This window comes from Microcoleus sp. Pol11C2, from assembly GCF_036701505.1.
In the GTDB taxonomy this organism is placed as follows: Bacteria; Cyanobacteriota; Cyanobacteriia; order Cyanobacteriales; family Microcoleaceae; genus Microcoleus.
The window spans coordinates 1-18,815 of sequence record NZ_JAUBQX010000054.1 but is presented as its reverse complement, the minus strand read 5'-3'; the positions used below and the strand labels follow the sequence as shown (position 1 = coordinate 18,815).

The following is an 18,815-nucleotide window of genomic DNA, read 5'->3' as shown; positions in this document are numbered from 1 at the left end:
GATTCTTGCCTAACTCAATGTCAATGTAATGAGTTCCAAGGCTCGATTTCTTTCAGATTCTTATGGCGTTAACGAATCTGCTTGGGGGTCTTTCCTGTGAATCGCTTGAAGTGCTGCGTCAAATGGCTTTGGCTGGAGAAGCCGACTTGCAGGGCAATGTCCGCGATCGCCAAATCTGTTTTCGACAGCATCAATTTCGCCTGTTCCACGCGCTGTTGAATCACGTACTGACGAGGAGAAATTCCCATTGTTTGCTTAAACAAACTCGCAAAGTAAGTCGGGCTAATATTGATTACTTCTGCAAGCTCAGTCAGTAACAAATCTCGATCAAGGTGAGTACGAATATACCCGAGTACTGGCTGTAATCGCCTATGCGTTAAGCCCTTACGCTTGGCTTTAAGGGTTGGCGTTGTAATTGTTAGCATGGTTCAAAAATTGACAATTTGCTCAACAAAACAGACAAAAGCTAGCCATCGCGCATTCGATCACTGCAATATTTTGCATTGCCGATCGACTACTGCGCTGCATACCCACCATCTATCATCAACGTTTCACCTGTTATGAATGATGCCATCTCAGATGATAAAAACAGGACTGCATTTGCAACTTCAAGCGGTGTGCCAACTCGTCCGATCGGGTGAAGTCCTGTCAAGTAAGCTTTGGCTTCATCTGTAACTGCTTCAAACATATCTGTTTGGATTGCCCCTGGTGCAACGACATTGATGCGAATACCCGCTTTGGCATATTGGAGCGCAGCAGCTTCAAACATATCTGTTTGGATTGACCCTGGTGCAACGGCATTGATGCGAATACCCGCTTTGGCATATTGGAGCGCAGCAGCTTTTGTTAAGCCTACTACCGCATGTTTACTCGCGGTGTAGAGCAGTATGTTAGGAAGTGCAACGACTCCAACCGCAGATGCCATATTGACGATCGCACCACTTCCCTGTTTCAACATCTGAGCAATTTCATATTTCATCGACAACCAAACACCTTTGACATTGACGTTCATAGTGCGGTCATATTCAGCTTCTGTTTGCTCAATCAATGAGGGGTTTTCGCCGCCCATTCCTGCATTATTAAAGGCAATATCCAACCGACCAAAAACGTCAACCGTTTTATCAACCATTGTTTTAACATCGGCTTCTTTCGTGACATCTGCTTGCACAAAAATTGCCTCTCCGTCAGCTTTTTTAATCAATCGAACCGTTTCTTCACCTTCATCAATTCGACGACCAACTACTACCACCTTTGCTTGTTGTTGGGCATAAGCGATCGCCGTTGCTCTGCCGATTCCCGATGTACCACCAGTGACTAACGCCACTTTATCTTGCAGTATCATTCTGTTTCTCCCGTTTCAATTTCGTCAGTTTGTATCGGGTAAATTTGTCTTAGCAACTCAGTGACTTCTTGCGCGATCGCAATCAGGGCATGATTGACTGAGGAGTCCTGAAGAGAATCAGTCTGAGGTTTACCTTCATGCCCTGAATTATTCTTGCCTTGTACTACTAAACGTGTCATAGAATTATCCTCAAGGAAATACTGATTTGTAATTCACTAAATCAATACGCAGGAATTCAGTTGTTCGCATGGTTCAAAAAGCGGTAATTTTGTTCAGCAGAATAGGCAAAATCTAGCCATCAAAATTAGATGGCTTACAGCACTTACAGGTAAGTCAGATATGAATTGAGAGCAAAGATCGGGGAACTTAATGACTTGCAGTAATCATGGCAGCCATCAACTCCGTCGTGTTCCAGCGCTCGGTATACCGAATTCCATTGATAAACAGGGCTGGGGCAGTCGTTACTCTACTCTCTATTCCGCCTTCGATATCTTCGTTGATGCGATCGACATGCACTTGTTTAGACAACTCTTTGAGAAATTGAGGAATGTCAAGCCCTAAATCATTGGCGTACTCGACAAGATAACCGTTCTCCAACCTTTGTTGATGGTCAAATAAGGTATCGCTCATTAACCAAAACTTTCCTTGGGCGGCGGCGGCTTCGGCGGCTTCGGCTGCCCGTTGAGCATGGGGATGAATCTGTGTTTGTGGAAAATGACGGAAGATGAAGCATAAATAATCTTCTCCAAAAGCAGCACTAAGCTCTCGTTTGATCGCTTTAATCAGCTTGTAAACGTCCGCACTTCTAGGGCATTGATAATCTCCGTACATCACCAGCACTACCTTGGCACTCAGAATACCTTGAATCCAATCTTGAGTTGAAGGTGGTACAAGTAAAGACCTGTGGCTACGATCGTCGCTCATCTTTTTACATCTGCATCAAGCATAGAACCATGCAATTTACTTGCTCGATCCATTTGCATGACTGTTTGCATAAATTCAATATAGGAGATCGCCTTCAAGCTGTCGTCTATAGTGAGTTAAAAGTTTGACAGTAGAAATTGATAGAGTAATCGTTCCATCGCAAAGTATAAGGCCGGCTCTAACTTAAGTTAGACTCTCAACTCGATCGAAAGTACACCCTACAAACTGACAATGCCGCGCTTAACAGCAACAATCACCGCTTGAGTGCGATCGCTCACATCCAACTTATTCAAAATCCGATTGACATGGGATTTAACAGTACCTTCACCGATGCTCAAAGCAGACGCAATCTCAGCGTTACTCATCCCCTGCGCCAGCGAGCGGAGTACTTCTAATTCTCTTTCACTCAGTTCTGGATTACTGAGGCGCTGTACTAACTTTGCTCCCACATCGGGCGGAATATACTTCTGACCCCGATGAACGGTGCGAATCGCATTCAGAAGCTCGTCAGGTTCAGTTTCTTTCAACAGATATCCTTTGGCTCCTGCCTGCAATCCCCGATAAATATCTTCGTCACTATCATACGTGGTCAGTACAATAATTCGAGCAGATTTAACGCTCGCACAAATTGCACCAATGGCGGCGACCCCCTCTACTTCAGGCATTCGCAGATCCATTAGCGTTACATCTGGTTGGTGTTCCCGAAAGGCGGCGATCGCCTGTTCCCCATTTTCAGCTTGTGCAATCACCTGCATATCTGGGTCACGGTTAATAATCGTGGCTAATCCTTGCCGAAAAATGGCGTGATCGTCCGCAATCAGAACCCGAATGGTCGTAGCTTGGCTCATTGTAATGCTCACTCAAAGGTTGACGGTGACAATAATTTCTGTTCCTTGTCCAGGTTGACTCCTAATCGTGAGTTGTGCGCCGATGCGCTCAGCCCGTTCGCTCATGCCGAGTAAGCCAAAACCCTCAGACGCTGAAATACTGCCAACTCCAAAGCCCTGTCCATTGTCTCTCACGCGCAAGCAAAACTGATCGCGATCGTAGACTAGCTCCACTCGAATTTCGTCGGCATTGGCGTATCTAATCGCATTAGTTAATGCTTCCTGCCCAATTCGTAGTAAGTTATTCTCGACTTCAGTGGGTAGAGAATACACTGCACCCTCAATCTCATAATATAGAGTGACATCCATTGCGGCAGTTCTGATTTGAGCGATGAGACGATGTAGAGCGCTCTGTAAACTGCCTTCCTCCAAAAGCTGAGGACGGAGCGCCACGACCGACCGCCGCGCTTCAGTCAGTCCAGTTCGTGCCAATTCTTTGATCAGGTCTAGGTGTGCCTGAGCTGCTTCTACATCATCCGTTAGTACCTGGTTTGCAGCTCCGACCTGAGCCAGAATGCCTGTAAACGACTGAGCGAGTGTATCGTGAATTTCGCGTGCCATGCGGTTGCGCTCTTCTAAAATTGAGGCTTCTTCTGCTTGCTTCAGCGCCGTAATATCTCGCGACAGCCAAATCACCTGATCGTGATTGATTGGGGCAATGCGAGCCGAAAACCAGGCTTCTCGTCCATTTAGAAACGCACTGTACTCGACCGTGAGGATTTGTTGGGTTCTCAGCACCTGCTGAATATAACCTAGAAATTCATCAGCTTGTTCCTCTCCGAGCTGATGCATGGTTTTACCAATCATCTCCTCAAAGGGTTGCCATAGCAGATTTGGTTCCAGTACCATTATTTCAAGGAATCGCCCTTCAGCAGACAGTACAAATAATGGATCGGGAATTGCCTCAATTAGAGTCCGTAGCTTTGTCTCTGAAGCTTGTAAGGCTGCTTCTGCCTGTTTGCAATCGTTGATATCCGTAACAACTCCCAACGCTCGGATGGGTTCACCGGATTCATTCCAGGTAACAATTTTGCCGACAGAACGAATCCATTTCCACTGACCATCCTGGGTACGACGGCGATACTCTACTTGATTGTTGGGGACTTCTCCAGTAATACAAGCATCGTAAGCTGCAACCACTGATTTTCTGTCGTCAGGATGCAAACTCTCAATCCAACTAGATTTGGTCGTATGAAATGTTGCTGGATCGTAGCCCAGCATTAAAGCGTATTCCGGGTTAATCACAACTTCTTCAGTTTTGATATTGAGATCGTAGAGTCCTTGATTTGAAGCGGTTAATGCTAGGCGTAGTCGTTCTTCACTCATCTGTAGAGCGGCTTCTGCTTGTTTGAGATCGCTAATGTCGGCAACCACCCCTTCGACGTATCCATCGGCTGCATTCAGATAAGAAGAGGTAAGTCCCCAGAAAACTGTCCCATCTCGTTTTCGCAGTTGTGCTTCATAGCTTTGCAGTTCCCCATCCCGCTTCAGCAACTCATGGGCTTGTTGGCGATCGCTGGGATTTACAAAATAGTCGATGCTGTGTTCCAGCCCAATGATTTCCTCTGGTGAATCAAAGCCAAGCAGATTGGCAAGGCATTGATTGGCATCAAGAATTAATCCATCCGAGATGCGGTTTCGGAAGATGCCAACCTGTGAGTTTTCAAAAATATTGCGGAACTTAGCTTCACTGCGTTGTAATGCCTCTTCTGCTTGTCTACGCTGGGTGGTGTCATTGCCCACCGATAAGATTTCAACGACATCTCCCTGGTCATTGAAGATGGCTTGATTCGACCAGGCAATCCAAACCCGTGTACCGTCTCGACAAAGGTTTTCATTCTCGGTTTGCAAGTAAGCTTGAGGCAAGGAAGCTTCAAGATTGTGAAACAGATTGTGAACAAACTGCTTGAGATCGCGTCCAGATGTTTCGGTTTCTGGAACGATTGTTTCCAGTAGGGTACGCCCTAAAATCTGATCTTCCTCATAACCAAAAAAGCTCAGTCCATAGTCATTCATGTATCGAATTTGTCCTTGCCTATCCGTGCGAAGGATGATTGAATTCGCAGTTTGAATCAGGTTACGGTAATTGGCCTCACTTTGTCGTAACGCAGCAGTTCGTTCTGCGACCTGTTGCTCTAAAGTGCAGTTGTAGTCGGCTAGGAGTTTCTCGGCTTGTTTGCGCTCTGTAATGTCCTGAAAGGTAGCGATCGCATAAGTGATATTGCCCTGTCGATCAAAAACTGGTGTTCCCCGTGCCTCAATTAGAATTGTGACCTGATCTCGACGAATTTCTATATCTTCAGTCCTAACGTGTTCGCCCCTTAATGCCCGCACAATAGGTAAACTCTCCGCTGGATAGATTTGATCCGTTCCCGCTACATAAAGCTGATAAGCCTCTGATATCTGCTCCGGTGCTATGGAAGTATCAGTTTCTTTGCCCCTGAGTTGATTGCCGCATTGGTTGATATAGTAAGGGCGACCCGCCGCATCCACGATCGCAATTCCCACCGGAATCGCTTCAAGGAACTGGGCGATCTTGCTTTCCTTAGCCTGCAGCTCTGAGTAAAGATTGGCATTTTCGATAGCGATCGCTGCTTGAGTCGATAATAGCTGCAAGACCTGCGATCGCTCTGGTGTAAATACTTTGGCTGCTAACCGATTTTCTAAATACAACACACCGACCAGCTTGGCTTGATTCAGCAGCGGCAAACAGAAAATAGATTGAGGCTGGTTCTGTTGAATGTATGGCTCATTAATAAAAGCACCTTCACGAGTCGCATCATTTAAGATGACAGGCTTCAGAGTCCGAATCACATATTGAATGATTGATTCTGGCAATTGATCGGCAATTGGAATAGACTGTAACACCTGAGTCGCACAAGCATTCTCATCGGCATTGAGTTCACAAGCCGCTTCAATCGACCATTCTCCTGAGTTTTCTAGAATCAGATATCCGGTTTGTGCGCCAGCATTCTCAATTAAAGTTTGCATCAGCGATCGCAGCAATTGCTTCAGTTCAATTTCACGAGAAATCGCCTGTGAAGCTTTCATCACTGCTGCTAAATCGAAAGCGGTATGGAAGGGATTAGAGATAGTTTTAGCAGTAATAGGAATTGATGCAGAAGCGGCTCTAGACGACTGAGAAAAGAACTGTGGATAGCGAGTTTCTAAGTCTTTAACTTTAGCGGTTGCGCCCCAGCGATCGTAGCAATAGTGCGCCTCTTTCATATAGGTTTGAGCAATTTTTTCCCGACCTCGCGCCAGATAATGTTTTGCCGCCAATTCATACGCGAGTGCTTCTTCTTGAAGATACTCATTGTCTTTAGCCCCTTGAATCGCCCGTTCATAAAACTCTTCAGCCTCAAGAAACTGCCCTAAGACTCGCGCTTTCTCTGCCTCAACCAGATGAAATTTATGGAGATAATTCATCGGGGCGTGTTCTGCCCATTTTTGCATCTTTTCTTGGTTGGCAATAACACAACTTAGCCCATCTGTTTTTTCAGAGTTTGAAGCATTAAGCGGTAGGCGCAAAAGCGCCAGAGAATGGTAGAAACAAAATACAGGTAAAACCGTTATCGCTGTCACGTCTTCAAAATGTTGCCTTGCCAAAAGAGCAGTCTGTACAGCTTGATGGTGTTCTTCAAATAGATAACACAACATGACTTTGTGCAAATAGAGTATTTGAATTGCAGGTCCATCTTTAACTGCAATAGCGTGTGATAACACCTCTTCTTCATTACACACCCGACCAACTAAACGACTGGGATTCTCAGATCTATCTAACAAATTAAGAATAGTCTGCCGCAATATTGTCAGCCAATTCGAGGGACTCTCTCGTCTAATTTGGTCGATCGCTTTGCTGTAAATTACTGTTTTTCGTTCCAGTTGAGTAAGTTCCTCTCCAGCAAAAAATGAGTTATGGCACAAGTAATATGCAGCATAACCAGCAGATCCAAAGTCTCCGGTTTCCACTCCTTCCTGATAAGCCTCAACCAGCAGTGGTATCGTCTCCTTAAGATGTACTTTCCATTGCATAATCTGGTCACTAAATAACTGTAATGCTCTAGCCCTGCCTTTTTTATTATTCAATCGTTCTGCCAAGCTAAGAGCCAATTGACCAAATTTATAGCCGAGTTCAATGTCTTGAACAACTCCACATAGAACAAATCCGTAGGCAGCATAATACAGCGGTGACCAGATAGTATTACCGTATTTGATTGATAAATTTACCGTTTTACAATTAATCAGTATCCACAGTGCTGGTAACGTTATAGCTGCAGCAGACACCATATTCGATAGAATTGAAATAGCCGCCAGTGGTTCTGGTGCAGTCATCTCTGGTAAATTAATTAAGTCTTCGATTTCTCGTTCAGCGAGTAGTGCAGCCGTTTCCTCCAATCCGCATTGAATATCTGCCTGACTTGGATTTTCTATTAAATCTATTCCCAAGAGCTTTAACACTTCCAATCCAGCTTTTAGTGCTTCTTTTAGGTTGCCCTGTGACAAATATCTTTGATTTCTGCTATCGTAAGCTTGCACTTTGTCAACCACTGTTTTGGCACGAGCGAGTACCACTTCTACCAACTGTTCTATCTCATCAAAGCGACCCTGGAGATACGCCGCTTCTGCTGCTTCTGAGTACAGCGCTAAGGTGAGGTCATACTCACTCTGCCAACTCTCTGAATTGAGGAGTTTAAGCCCTGTAGTGAAATACTTAAAAGCTGCTTCATAAGCCGTTGCTGCCTTTGCTTTCTGGCCTGCCATTAAATTCAATCTGGCAATTTCAGTTCGTTCCGATCGAGCAGTGAATAGCTCAAGTCCTTGATTGAGATGATCGATGATTTCAAACAACCGATCGGATCGTTGCTCTGGTGAAGTTTTTTCGAGCAAATTACGACCGATTTGAAGATGAACCACTTGTTTCTGCGATTCATCAATCAAAGCATAAGCCGCTTGCTGAACGCGATCGTGCGAAAACTTATACTCTTGAACCAACAAGTTTTCATCCAAGTCAGACAAAGGTTGAATTAATCCAGCTTGTATTGCTTCTAATAAATCCTGAAAAATTGCTTTCGGTGATTTTTCGCAAACGATCGCCAACGTTTCTAAATCAAACTCAGACCCAACACAAGCAGCGATGGAGAGAACTTGCTGTGTTGCTTCCGGCAATTTCTGCAACTGACGCAGCAGCAACTCCACCACATTAGCAGTGATATCTTGAGCTTCAATCTCAGCTAGGTTCCACTGCCAACTCAACTGTTGGGCATCAAAGGTCAACAGGTTTTCGCCATACAGCAGCCTCAAAAATTCACCAACAAAGAAAGGGTTGCCCTCGGTTTTACGCAACACGACTTGGGCTAAGGAACGAACGGCATCAGGATTGCGATGTAACGTCTCAGCCACCAGTTGAGTCAACGGTTCCAGCGTTAAAGGAGTCAGGGTAATTTCTTGAATCGCTGCACCCTGATTTCGCAAGCTCTCCAGCATCAAAATTAATGAATGCGTTGGAGATACTTCATGATCTCGATAGGCTCCGATCAAAAACAGGGATTGAGTTTGCTCGTCAAGCAATATGAGTTCAATTAATTTCAGCGTTGCAGAATCGATCCACTGTAGATCGTCTAAAAAGATGACCAGGGGATGCTCTTTTGCACAAAACACCCGCACAAACCTTTGAAACGTGAGATTGAAGCGATTCTGTGCTTCTGTTGCTCCAACTTCGGGCACAGGTGGTTGCTTGCCAATAATGAACTCAACTTCGGGAATGACATCTATGATAATTTGTCCGTTGTTTCCTAAAGCAGTGAGTAAACGCGATCGCCATATTTCCACCTGTTCATTGGGTTCACCCAACAGTTGCTGCACCAATTTTTGCAGGGCATCGACGATCGCGCTGTAGGGAATATTGCGCCGGAATTGGTCAAATTTACCCCAGATAAAATAGCCGTGCTTTGCGGTGATCGGTTTAGAGAGTTCCTGTACCAATGCTGTTTTGCCAACGCCAGCGTAACCAGAAACCAGCATCATTTCACGGACTGCCTTACTCCCTGCCACTCTGTCCAACGCTACCCATAATGCTGCAATCTCCGCTTCTCGCCCATACAGTTTTTGAGGAATACGGAACTGCTCGGAAACATCTTGCAGTCCTAACGATATGGTGTTAAGCTGACCCATTTCCGTCAGTTGTTGGGCACAGCGCTCTAGATCCGCTTTGATGCCCCAGGCACTTTGATAACGATCCTCTGCATTTTTTGCCATCAGTTTCAAAATCAGGTTTGAAACAGGTTGGGGGATCGTGGCATTCAATTCATGGGGGGGAATCGGCGGTGTAGCAATGTGACAGTGAACTAGTTCCAGGAGATCACTGGTGGGAAACGGCAATTGCCCCGTCAACAGTTCGTAGAAGGTTACACCCAGTGAGTAGAAATCCGTGCGATAGTCGAGCATCCGGTTCATTCGCCCGGTTTGCTCTGGCGACAAATAGGCGGGGGTTCCTTCTAGAAGATAGAGACTTTTGAATGTGGGATTGGTGCGACTGAAGCGAGTGGCAATGCCAAAATCAATGATTTTGACAACGCCAGTCCTCGGATTAAAGACAATGTTGCCAGGATTAATGTCTTTATGGATGACATGAGCCGCATGGATTTTGCCTAGAGTATCAGTAATGGCGATCGCCAGCCTCAGAAAAGTAGGTAAGGGCATAGGAGAGAAATCTAATTGTTGCCGCATCCAGCATTCTAAAGACTCTCCACCAAAGTCTTCCAAAAGAATAACCAGCGTGCGCTGGTAGTCTTGTTGGCTGTATGCCTTGACTACGCCTTCAAGGTTGAGAAAACGAGTAATTTCATACTCCTGCCGATAGCGAGTTAATTCCTGAGGAGAGGGATAATCCTGCTTGAGAACTTTGGCAATCACTGCACAATCATCTTGCTCTCTGATGCCCCGATACACCAAAGAAGCTAGGCTCTCATAGATTTTGCTGTGGATAGTAATTCCAGGCAGGGTAATCATTGAATGCTCCCTAGATAAAGGACTGTCATCCGTTTCCCAAAGTATATCGCTTGCCAAACTCCAGAATATAAAGCTCTTTGTGTAGATATTTATATCTTGACTTGTAATTGCTCAACTCAGTAGCCAATCAGACTGGTGTGAGGCAAGGGCATGGGAAATAGCCTGGAAGGCAGAGATACTCTGACGGCGAGCCGTATTACTGGGGTGTGTCGGTATGTATTGCAGGGGCATACAGGAGGGGTTTTCACCCTAGCATTTGCAGCCCACGATCAGCAGCTAATCAGCGGTAATTTTGATCGAACCATCCGAGTCTGGAATCTACAAACTGGTGAAAGTGTAAAAGTCTTGCGGGGACATACGGGTGGGATCTGGTCGGTTGCTGTATGCCTTGATAATCAACTATTAGCGAGTGGCAGTGGCGATCGGACTATTCGGCTCTGGAATCTGCAAACTGGATCTTGTTTGAACGTCGTGCACGAACACACCAGTTGGGTCACGTCAGTCAGCTTTAGCCCAGATGGTCAGTTTTTAATCAGTGGCAGTAACGATCGCACCCTTAAAGTGTGGGACATCGCTACCGGATTTTGCATTCAGACATTGATGGTCGATCAATTGTATGAATGTACTTTCGATCGAATTCGGATTCTAACTTAAGTTAGAGCCAGCCTTCTACTCTGCGATGGAACGGTTAATCTATCAATTTGCACTGTAAAAAATTTAACTTGCTATAGGCGACAGCTTGAAGGTGACCACCTATATTGAATTTGTGCAAACAGTCATGCAAATGGATCGAGCAAGTAAATTGCACGGCTCCATGCTTGAAGGCATGAATATTCAAGGTGCAACTGGATTAACGCACGCTCAAGCAGCGACGTTGAAAGCATTAGGAGCGATCGCACAGTGAAGCGAATGCCCTTTGGGCACGCGATGCGAAAATCTTAACTCTGTGCTTAACTCGCGGATCTTAAATAATGGCGAAATTTGGAGTTGTCTTGCAGACTCAGTTCATGGCGCGATCGCTTACGTCATCAACCCTTGAGGGTAAACAGACGCTTCACTTAAAAGCACAAGCAGAGATGTTTAGCTTTTGATTTCATTCTGCAATTCCTCATTCACCAATCACTCAAATAGGAGAATTACCTAATGTCTACATTCAAGTACAATCGTCTAGACAAGAATAATGCTGCGGTTTTACTGGTGGATCACCAAACTGGACTATTCTCGCTTGTGCGGGATATTGGTGCTGCTGACTTCAAAAATAATGTCCTAGCGCTAGCAAGTATAGCCAAGTTTTTCAACCTGCCTACTGTTTTGACTACTAGCTTTGAGGACGGTCCCAATGGAGTCATCCTGCCGGAACTCAAGGAGAAGTTTCCTGATGCTCCCTTCATTCCGCGCCCCGGACAGATCAACGCTTGGGACAATGAGGAATTTGTTAAAGCCGTAGAAGCAACGGGTAAGAAGCAATTGATTATTGCCGGAATTGTCACGGATGTCTGTGTCACTTTTTGCACGCTTTCAGCATTGGAGGCAGGGTATGACGTTTTTGTTGTCACTGATGCCTCTGGCACCTTCGATGAAGCCTGCCGCGATGCAGCTTGGGATCGGATGTCTCGTGCTGGCGCTCAGTTGGTCAATTGGTTTAGCGTTGTGGGTGAATTGCACCGTGATTGGCGTAACGATATTGAAGGGCTAGGTAATCTCCTTGCAGAGTTTATTCCTGACTACAAAAACCTAATGACGAGCTATGCAGCAACATCAAATGCTGGCTCTGCCAATCGTGAACGCCTCATGACTCGTGTGTAACTGAGTGGATGTTGTCATTGCTCAGTGATCCAGTTCATTTGCAGCATTGCAGCAGCATTGGATGATTTCGTGGAGGCTAGGAACGATTTCTGGCGATCGCTCCTAGCCAAGGTGAGTGCTGCCGAAAATTGCCAAGAAATGCCGTGTTTTGAGGGGATTGATTCTCAATGAAACTTCTCTTTCAGTCGATTCTCTCATCGTGTCTGCTCTTTGGAGGCTTTCTGATTCACCCATCCCTGGTTGAGTCTGTCATTGCCCAGGATACCTTGCAAGGTCAAGTCACCTCTGTGAATCAACTGGCTGATGTGCAACCTACCGATTGGGCATTTGCAGCATTACAAGCCTTAGTCGATCGCTACGACTGTATGGTTGGTTATCCAAATCAACTATTTCAGGGCAATCGAGCCATTACTCGTTATGAGTTTGCTGCTGGGCTAAATGCTTGTCTTGATCGGCTAAATCAGCTACTAGCCAGTGCAACAGTAGATCTGGCGGAAAGAGAAAATCTACAAACACTACAAAAACTTCAAGCGGAATTTGCATCAGAACTCTCAACATTACGTGGACAGGTAGATTCCTTAGAAACCCGCACAACTCGATTAGAGTCTCAGCTATTCTCTCCTACAACAAAATTGACTGGAGAGGTCGTTTTTGCTGTGAGCGGTGCATTTGGTAGTGATAGAGCTGTACCACCAGGAGAAACACCTGGTTCTAGGGGTGAGATCGGTGACACTATCATTTTTAGCGGTCGTGCGCGGTTGATCTTGGACACCAGTTTTACGGGGCAAGATTTACTGAGAATTCGATTTCAGGCTGGTAATATTCCAAACTTTAGAGCCGCCACAGGAACCAATATGGCTCGCCTAAGTTTTGATGGTAATACAGACAATCAGTTCATTCTCAATCAACTTTATTATCAATTTCCCATCGGGTCAGATACTAGGGTGACTGCGATCGCACAGGGCACTTTGTTTGATGTGGTTGATACGATTAACCCTCTATTGGGAAGTGATGGCAGAGGTTCGATTTCCGCATTTGGGGTGCGTAGCCCTATCTATCGTGAAGAAACAGGTGGGACAGGTGTTGGTATCAACCATAACTTTAACTCAGCCATCAATTTGACACTGGTTTATCTTGCTAATAACGCCAACAACCCGACTGCGGGAGCTGGATTATTTGATGGTTCTTACTCTGCCTTAGCACAACTGACACTCAAACCCACAGAATCCTTAAGTTTGGGCTTAACCTATGCTCGTTCTTTGAATTCAATTGATATTGGTACAAGTAGTGCCATTACCAATGATCCGTTTAATGGAAACAGTACCAGCATTGTTGGGGATAGCTATAGTCTTACAGCTTCCTGGCTTGTTAACCCTGCTTTCAGATTGGGAGGATGGATAGGATATCTCCGGGCATCGGCGCAAGACATCTCCAATGCTCCTACTGCTGAGATTTTTTACTACGCAGTTAATTTTGGATTTCCAGATTTGGGTAAGGAAGGAAACTTATTAGGTTTTGTTTTTGGACAACCGCCTAGAGTGATCAGCAATCCGTTTGGAGTAATCGATCGTAGCACCTCATTGCACTTTGAAATCTTCTACCGGTTTCAAATGAACGACCATCTCTCAATCACTCCTGGTGTAATCGTCATTACCAACCCTGAACACAACAGCAATAATGACACGATTTTTGTTGGCACCATTCGAACGACGTTTCAGTTTTAGAGTCTATACAGGCAGGGTAAGAGCTGTTTTCCTGTTTTAACCATCCAATTTCCCGGACTGTTAAATTCTATGTTGGAAGAACCATTGGCGAGCAATACCAGTCAAGAAAACTATCTAGTCACCGCCGTGATTTCTCATATCGTGAGACCAGGACGTGAACAAGGTTATGAAGCATGGTGTCATGGCATCGCCGCAGATGCACGAAAATTCAAGGGACATTTAGGTGTCAGCACAATTCGACCTCATGATCACGATCATCTTGAATACGTGGTCATTCTCAAGTTCGATTGCTACAACAATCTCAAAACCTGGATTGAATCAGATATTCGGCAAGAATGGATTGAGCGACTACAACCCTTAATTGAAAAGCCAGAAGCAATTCAAACCCTGACTGGGCTGGAAACCTGGTTTACGCTTCCTGACAAACCCATGAAGGCTCCACCTCCGCGCTACAAAATGGCGATCGTGACATGGCTGGGAGTGTTTTTTACGATATCTATTCTCAATCGTTTGCTAGTACCCCTCCTAACGGGGCTTCCGGTATTGCTCAGAACCTTGTTGGTGACAGGTCTAACGGTTCCCCTGCTGACCTACGTGATTATGCCACGCCTAACCCAACTTTTTCGCAAATGGCTGTATCCCACTTGATCGAGTACATATCTTGCACATTCACAGGAATCTTCCATGTCTTGTCAACACTTGAACGAACTGACGCTAGAGGATATGATTTCAAAAGCCAATTACCCGGTATTCCGCTGTGAGGAATGCCTGCGAGTTGGCGATCGCTGGGTACATTTAAGAATTTGTCAAACCTGCGGCAAAATGTTGTGCTGCGACTCATCCAAAAATCAGCACGCACGCCGTCATTATGAAGAAAGTGGACATGCGGTGATCAGTTCAGCCGAATTGGGAGAACAATGGCTGTGGTGTTTTGCCGATGAACAACAGAAGAACTATTGAGCGCGCGCCCCTTTTCTATTCGCGAGGAAACCATAATGTCAAATCAGCCTACCCTGACCTCAACGGATATTTGGCCGAGTTTACCCCTGGACGCATGGCAAGAGACCTATGCCACCTTGCACATGTGGACTCAAATCATCGGCAAAATCCGATTTGCCCAAACTCCGTGGATTAATCATTCCTGGCATATTCCCCTCTATTTAACCGTTCGGGGACTGACCACTTCCACGATTCCCTATGGCAGCCGCATCTTTCAAATCGACTTTGATTTCATCGATCATGAGCTGCTGATTCAAACCAGCGAAGGGGCAAAACGGGCGATCGCACTCTACCCTCGCTCTGTCGCTGATTTTTATCAGACTGTGATGGAAAATCTGAGAGAATTAGATCTTCACATCACAATTAACACCAAACCAAATGAAGTACCCAATCCAATTCGATTTGAGCAGGATGAAACCCATGCTGCTTATGATGCGGATTATGCCAACCGATGCTGGCGAGTGCTGCTACAGTCCGATCGCGTCTTTCGAGAATTTCGTTCACATTTTTCCGGCAAGGTTAGTCCTGTTCATTTTTTCTGGGGGAGTTTTGATTTAGCAGTGACTCGCTTTTCTGGGCGATCGGCTCCTGAACATCCAGGAGGGGTGCCAAATCTACCAGATGCTGTAGCAAAGGAAGCCTATTCCCAGGAAGTCAGTAGTGCCGGATTTTGGCCCGGAGCCGGATTATCATACCCAGCGTTTTATTCCTATGCGTACCCAGAACCCGATGGGTTTAAGCAGGATACGATTCGTCCCGATGCTGCATTTTACAGTCAAGAATTGGGCGAGTTTATTTTGCCCTATGACGCTGTCCGCGAGGCAGAATCACCGGATCAGATGTTGTTAGAGTTCTTGCAAAGCACCTACGAAGCTGCCGCCAAGTTCGGCAACTGGAATCAAGAAGAACTCAAGCAGTTGACATTTAAGTCGCAACTGCATCCTTAAATTGACGTTTAACTGGCAGATCTTAAGTGGTGAAATGTAGGACAGTTTCGCAGACTGGTTTATTGGACGCGAGAGTGGAAAAAAGTTGGGGATTGCAACGACAAGGTATTGGCACACACGCTGCTTAACGCTCTTCTGTCACTCTCCGGTTTTTCGTATAATTAATAATTCCCAAAGACAAGGTATGCTAAGTCATGCGGGGGTTGGCGATCGCCTAAAGAGACCCATTTCGTATCTTCAAGAATTTTTACTCAGAAAAAATTGCGCGATTGCTTGCTCTGTCTACGGTCTAGGGTTCAGAAAACACAAAGCTTTTCGGAAAGTGACAGAAGAGGGATATCCCTAGTTTGTCACTCTAGGAAGAAGAAAATTGGTGAATAGTATTTAATTTAGTCCCTGTTAAGGCATTAGCACAGAGATTAACCAGACCAATTAAAGTATTAAAACTACTAACTAATAGAGGAGCTTCAAAAACCTTCAACCAAGGTTCAACTAATTTGAGTGCTAATAGTGGTAATAATAGTAATTGCATATTATTTAGCATTGATTTCCAGCCTTGATTGAAATCCCAGTCTGGATGTTCAGCTAGATAATTATTCAGTTCAAATTGACAAGTTGATAAGTCAGATAATTCCGAATTCTGAGTTGAAATAGCCCTCATACTAACCAATAGAAAAGCACAACAAATAGCTTCCCACTATTTAGCAATATCATTATATTTAGTTAGATGAAACTCCGACCAACCTAATTCTAATTTGCTTTGTCTAAATCCATATTCAATCCAAGTTCTTTCTCCATAAATATTGCCTACATCTTGATATTTTATTGGGTCACAATTAGTCATTACATAAGATGTACTATTGACTGGTAATGTTTCTGGCTCAGTTGTTAGATACCAATAAGTATATTTATTTCGTTGCCAAAATATTATCTCACACACATATCTTTTTTGTCGTTGACCTTTACTTAATATTCGGTCAAATTCGTGCCACGCAGTCTGTTCAACCTTCTCCTCCTCTGGCATCCAGACTCCATGATTACTTCTAATTGCTACCATAAAATGCAATTTCAATTTTTCTAAGACTCTCAGTAAGTTTGTGACACTTTCCCCGTACAAACTATCAGCTAGTACATATCTAATTTTTAATCCTTGACTAACTAATTGTTCCACTAATCTCGCAGCTATTTGGGGTTTACTTTGATATTTATTTCCCGGTTTTAGTCGAAATTTTGGTTTGTAAACTTCAAACAATAATGGGGATGTTATGCCATTTTTAACTCCATAAATATTGACACTTACAATCCCATTGTCTACTTTTCCTAGTCTTCCTAAATATTGTCTAGCTACATATTCAGTTTTATTTCCTTTTTTTGGGTCTCCGGTCTCATCTATAATAATGTCAATTGCTTCTTCTTTTAACCAGTTAAAGATATTTTTTAGTCTCTCTGCTCTTAATTCTTCCAATGTCCAGGGCGATTGTGTTAAAAAATTATGCAATGATTGACTATTTTTTAAACCAATTATTTTAGAGATTGTTACTAAACTTTTTCTCTTGCTTGGTGTCAAAATCCCCATGATAATTTGCTTAAATGCTTCATAACTTCTAACTTCTGGAAAGATTTTTTGATAACTCCCACAATATTGATCAATGAAACTAATGGTAGGTTGTGGAATTTTGGGCTGTATCATCGTCTGTGTCTCCCATTTAGACTTCTCTTCCTATTTTACCCTTCCTAGAGTGACAAACTAAATATATAGCAATCCTAAAGGATTCACAAAATTTTACAAATTACAATAGTTGTCGAGTATAATAATACTTGTCTATTGGATATTAGTGAAAAAACAATATGTCTGAGCAGCAATCTTTAAAAGAGTTAAGGAATTTTATCGATAGCAACCCCGACCCGAGAGAACTGAAGCGAGCTTTAGCAGTAATGATGTGGATTAAAGGCGTACCTGGTTCTGAGATAAAAAAATATTAAATGTATCACCAACATTTATCAGTCAATGTAAAATAAAATTTATCAAAGATGGAGTTAAAGAATTAAAACTGAAATATCACGGGTCAAAAGCATATCTAAGTCGAGAACAACGCCAGGAAATTATCAATTACTTAGATGCTCAAGAGTATGTGAGTTTACAGGAGCTTCGGGAATACATAGAAGACAAGTATGATGTTCGCTTCAAATCCAGTCAAAGCTATTATACATTGCTTGATGAAGCCAAGATTAGCTGGAAGAAAACTCAAAAGAAGAACAGGGTAAGCGCACCTCAAACGCAGTTGCCATCTAGGTTGTAGGACTGCTACTTTGAGAGAGTTCAGGGAGTGCTGCGACTAATATAGCAATCCTAAATCAGTTGCAAATAAATCCGGCTTCACTAAGGGTGATTAAGTTGTTATTAATTTAGGCTTTTTAGCAAAAAAGCCATACATATTTAATTTGAAGAAGTCAAAAACTTGACAATGAGTTACAAGCATAAATAGTTTTTTAATAAGTGGGAAAGATTTACAGAGATACCAATGTTTTCTTAGAAAAGTTTTACCTTGAAGCCAAATATCTTCTACAGGGTTTTGCTCAGGTGCATTAGGGGCAAATAATTCACATCTTATCAACCATTCAGATTTTTCTAAATTCTGATTAACCAAGCCCAGATATTCTCGCATTTCGGCGTATTTATGATAACTTGCCCCATCCCAAAATATCAAAATTCTTGCTCCTATATTTAGACTTTGAAGGTATTTTACAAACAAAACTGGGTAGTAGTGCATAGTAATGGTACACTTGAGGTCAGAACCCTGAAAAATTTCAGTCAAGTCGATGAATTGTCCTAAGTGCCAATCAACCCAAATCATCAAATACGGACACACCCACTACGGTAAACCTCGATTTCGCTGTCTTGCTTGTGGACGGCAGTTTGTGGAAAATGCTACTCGAGGGCCCATAGATGAAGCAACTCGTAAGTTGATTGATAAACTGTTACTCGAACGCTGTTCTCTGGCAGCCATTGCACGAGTTACGGGTGTATCTGAGCGCTGGTTACAAATGTACGTCAACCAGAAATTTTATCAGACCCCCTGTGAGAGTGGAAATCACTAAAAAAAACCATGCCAGCTGACGATTCAGTTAGACGAGATGTGGTCATTCGTTGGTTCCAAAGATAACAAACAATGGA

The 18,815-nt window shown here is 44.0% G+C and carries 20 protein-coding genes; 11 read left to right on the top strand and 9 right to left on the bottom strand.

The genetic code is table 11. The annotated features are described in order from the left end of the window. Window positions 1-68: 68 nt before the first annotated feature. The 6 genes from QUA42_RS23065 to QUA42_RS23040 form a co-directional block, all read right to left on the bottom strand. Window positions 69-425 (bottom strand): AraC family transcriptional regulator, encoded by a 357-nt coding sequence (locus tag QUA42_RS23065; protein WP_333140406.1) that lies wholly within the window; start codon window positions 423-425, stop codon window positions 69-71. Between the two features lie 89 nt (window positions 426-514). Beyond that, the gene (locus tag QUA42_RS23060) at window positions 515-1,342 is read right to left on the bottom strand and encodes an SDR family oxidoreductase (protein WP_333140404.1); all 828 of its coding nucleotides are present in this window, start codon (window positions 1,340-1,342) and stop codon (window positions 515-517) included. Then, window positions 1,339-1,521, bottom strand: coding sequence for a hypothetical protein (locus QUA42_RS23055; protein WP_333140402.1), 183 nt, complete (start codon window positions 1,519-1,521; stop codon window positions 1,339-1,341). The genes QUA42_RS23060 and QUA42_RS23055 overlap by 4 nt, the downstream gene beginning before the upstream one ends. A gap of 187 nt (window positions 1,522-1,708) precedes the next feature. Then, a complete protein-coding gene (locus QUA42_RS23050; protein ID WP_333140400.1) occupies window positions 1,709-2,266 on the bottom strand; it encodes a DsbA family protein in 558 nt (185 codons plus the stop codon). 218 nt (window positions 2,267-2,484) lie between these two features. Continuing rightward, on the bottom strand, window positions 2,485-3,114 hold the full coding sequence (locus QUA42_RS23045; RefSeq protein WP_333140398.1) for a response regulator transcription factor: 630 nt from the start codon (window positions 3,112-3,114) through the stop codon (window positions 2,485-2,487). 12 nt (window positions 3,115-3,126) lie between these two features. After that, entirely contained in the window at window positions 3,127-10,164 is a 7,038-nt protein-coding gene (locus QUA42_RS23040; protein WP_333140396.1) for a PAS domain S-box protein, read from the bottom strand. Between the two features lie 150 nt (window positions 10,165-10,314). On the opposite strand from QUA42_RS23040, the gene QUA42_RS23035 reads away from it, so the two are divergent. The 8 genes from QUA42_RS23035 (at window position 10,315) to QUA42_RS23000 (ending at window position 15,640) form a co-directional block, all read left to right on the top strand. Beyond that, window positions 10,315-10,818 (top strand): WD40 repeat domain-containing protein, encoded by a 504-nt coding sequence (locus QUA42_RS23035; protein ID WP_333140395.1) that lies wholly within the window; start codon window positions 10,315-10,317, stop codon window positions 10,816-10,818. A gap of 91 nt (window positions 10,819-10,909) precedes the next feature. After that, window positions 10,910-11,068 carry a hypothetical protein gene (locus QUA42_RS23030; RefSeq protein ID WP_333140393.1) on the top strand — a complete coding sequence of 53 codons (159 nt, stop codon included), beginning with the start codon at window positions 10,910-10,912 and terminating at the stop codon, window positions 11,066-11,068. Window positions 11,069-11,307: 239 nt separating this feature from the next. Continuing rightward, window positions 11,308-11,970, top strand: a complete 663-nt coding sequence (gene ycaC, locus QUA42_RS23025) for an isochorismate family cysteine hydrolase YcaC (RefSeq protein ID WP_333140391.1) — start codon at window positions 11,308-11,310, stop codon at window positions 11,968-11,970. Window positions 11,971-11,994: 24 nt separating this feature from the next. After that, a complete protein-coding gene (locus QUA42_RS23020; RefSeq protein WP_333140389.1) occupies window positions 11,995-12,141 on the top strand; it encodes a hypothetical protein in 147 nt (48 codons plus the stop codon). Then, on the top strand, window positions 12,138-13,694 hold the full coding sequence (locus QUA42_RS23015) for an iron uptake porin (RefSeq protein WP_333140388.1): 1,557 nt from the start codon (window positions 12,138-12,140) through the stop codon (window positions 13,692-13,694). The genes QUA42_RS23020 and QUA42_RS23015 overlap by 4 nt, the downstream gene beginning before the upstream one ends. 69 nt (window positions 13,695-13,763) lie before the next feature. Continuing rightward, a complete protein-coding gene (locus QUA42_RS23010) occupies window positions 13,764-14,342 on the top strand; it encodes an antibiotic biosynthesis monooxygenase (protein ID WP_333140386.1) in 579 nt (192 codons plus the stop codon). 36 nt (window positions 14,343-14,378) lie between these two features. Further along, window positions 14,379-14,654 carry a UBP-type zinc finger domain-containing protein gene (locus QUA42_RS23005; protein WP_333140384.1) on the top strand — a complete coding sequence of 92 codons (276 nt, stop codon included), beginning with the start codon at window positions 14,379-14,381 and terminating at the stop codon, window positions 14,652-14,654. A gap of 35 nt (window positions 14,655-14,689) precedes the next feature. Then, on the top strand, window positions 14,690-15,640 hold the full coding sequence (locus QUA42_RS23000) for a DUF5996 family protein (protein ID WP_333140382.1): 951 nt from the start codon (window positions 14,690-14,692) through the stop codon (window positions 15,638-15,640). A gap of 355 nt (window positions 15,641-15,995) precedes the next feature. Here the strand turns inward: QUA42_RS23000 and QUA42_RS22995 are convergent, their stop codons facing one another. Next, the gene (locus QUA42_RS22995; protein ID WP_333140380.1) at window positions 15,996-16,301 is read right to left on the bottom strand and encodes a hypothetical protein; all 306 of its coding nucleotides are present in this window, start codon (window positions 16,299-16,301) and stop codon (window positions 15,996-15,998) included. Between the two features lie 36 nt (window positions 16,302-16,337). Further along, window positions 16,338-17,330, bottom strand: a complete 993-nt coding sequence (locus QUA42_RS22990) for an IS701 family transposase (RefSeq protein ID WP_333140378.1) — start codon at window positions 17,328-17,330, stop codon at window positions 16,338-16,340. 158 nt (window positions 17,331-17,488) lie between these two features. Here QUA42_RS22990 and QUA42_RS22985 point away from each other — a divergent pair, with 158 nt between their 5' ends. Then, on the top strand, window positions 17,489-17,623 hold the full coding sequence (locus QUA42_RS22985) for a hypothetical protein (protein WP_333140375.1): 135 nt from the start codon (window positions 17,489-17,491) through the stop codon (window positions 17,621-17,623). A gap of 149 nt (window positions 17,624-17,772) precedes the next feature. Further along, on the top strand, window positions 17,773-17,940 hold the full coding sequence (locus QUA42_RS27870; RefSeq protein ID WP_445301354.1) for a winged helix-turn-helix domain-containing protein: 168 nt from the start codon (window positions 17,773-17,775) through the stop codon (window positions 17,938-17,940). A gap of 90 nt (window positions 17,941-18,030) precedes the next feature. On the opposite strand, the gene QUA42_RS22980 is transcribed toward QUA42_RS27870, so the two are convergent. Then, window positions 18,031-18,411, bottom strand: coding sequence for a hypothetical protein (locus tag QUA42_RS22980; protein WP_333140373.1), 381 nt, complete (start codon window positions 18,409-18,411; stop codon window positions 18,031-18,033). Window positions 18,412-18,460: 49 nt separating this feature from the next. Here QUA42_RS22980 and QUA42_RS22975 point away from each other — a divergent pair, with 49 nt between their 5' ends. After that, window positions 18,461-18,739: an IS1/IS1595 family N-terminal zinc-binding domain-containing protein gene (locus QUA42_RS22975; protein ID WP_333140371.1), complete on the top strand. Its 279-nt coding sequence runs from the start codon at window positions 18,461-18,463 to the stop codon at window positions 18,737-18,739. The last annotated feature ends 76 nt before the right edge of the window (window positions 18,740-18,815 follow it).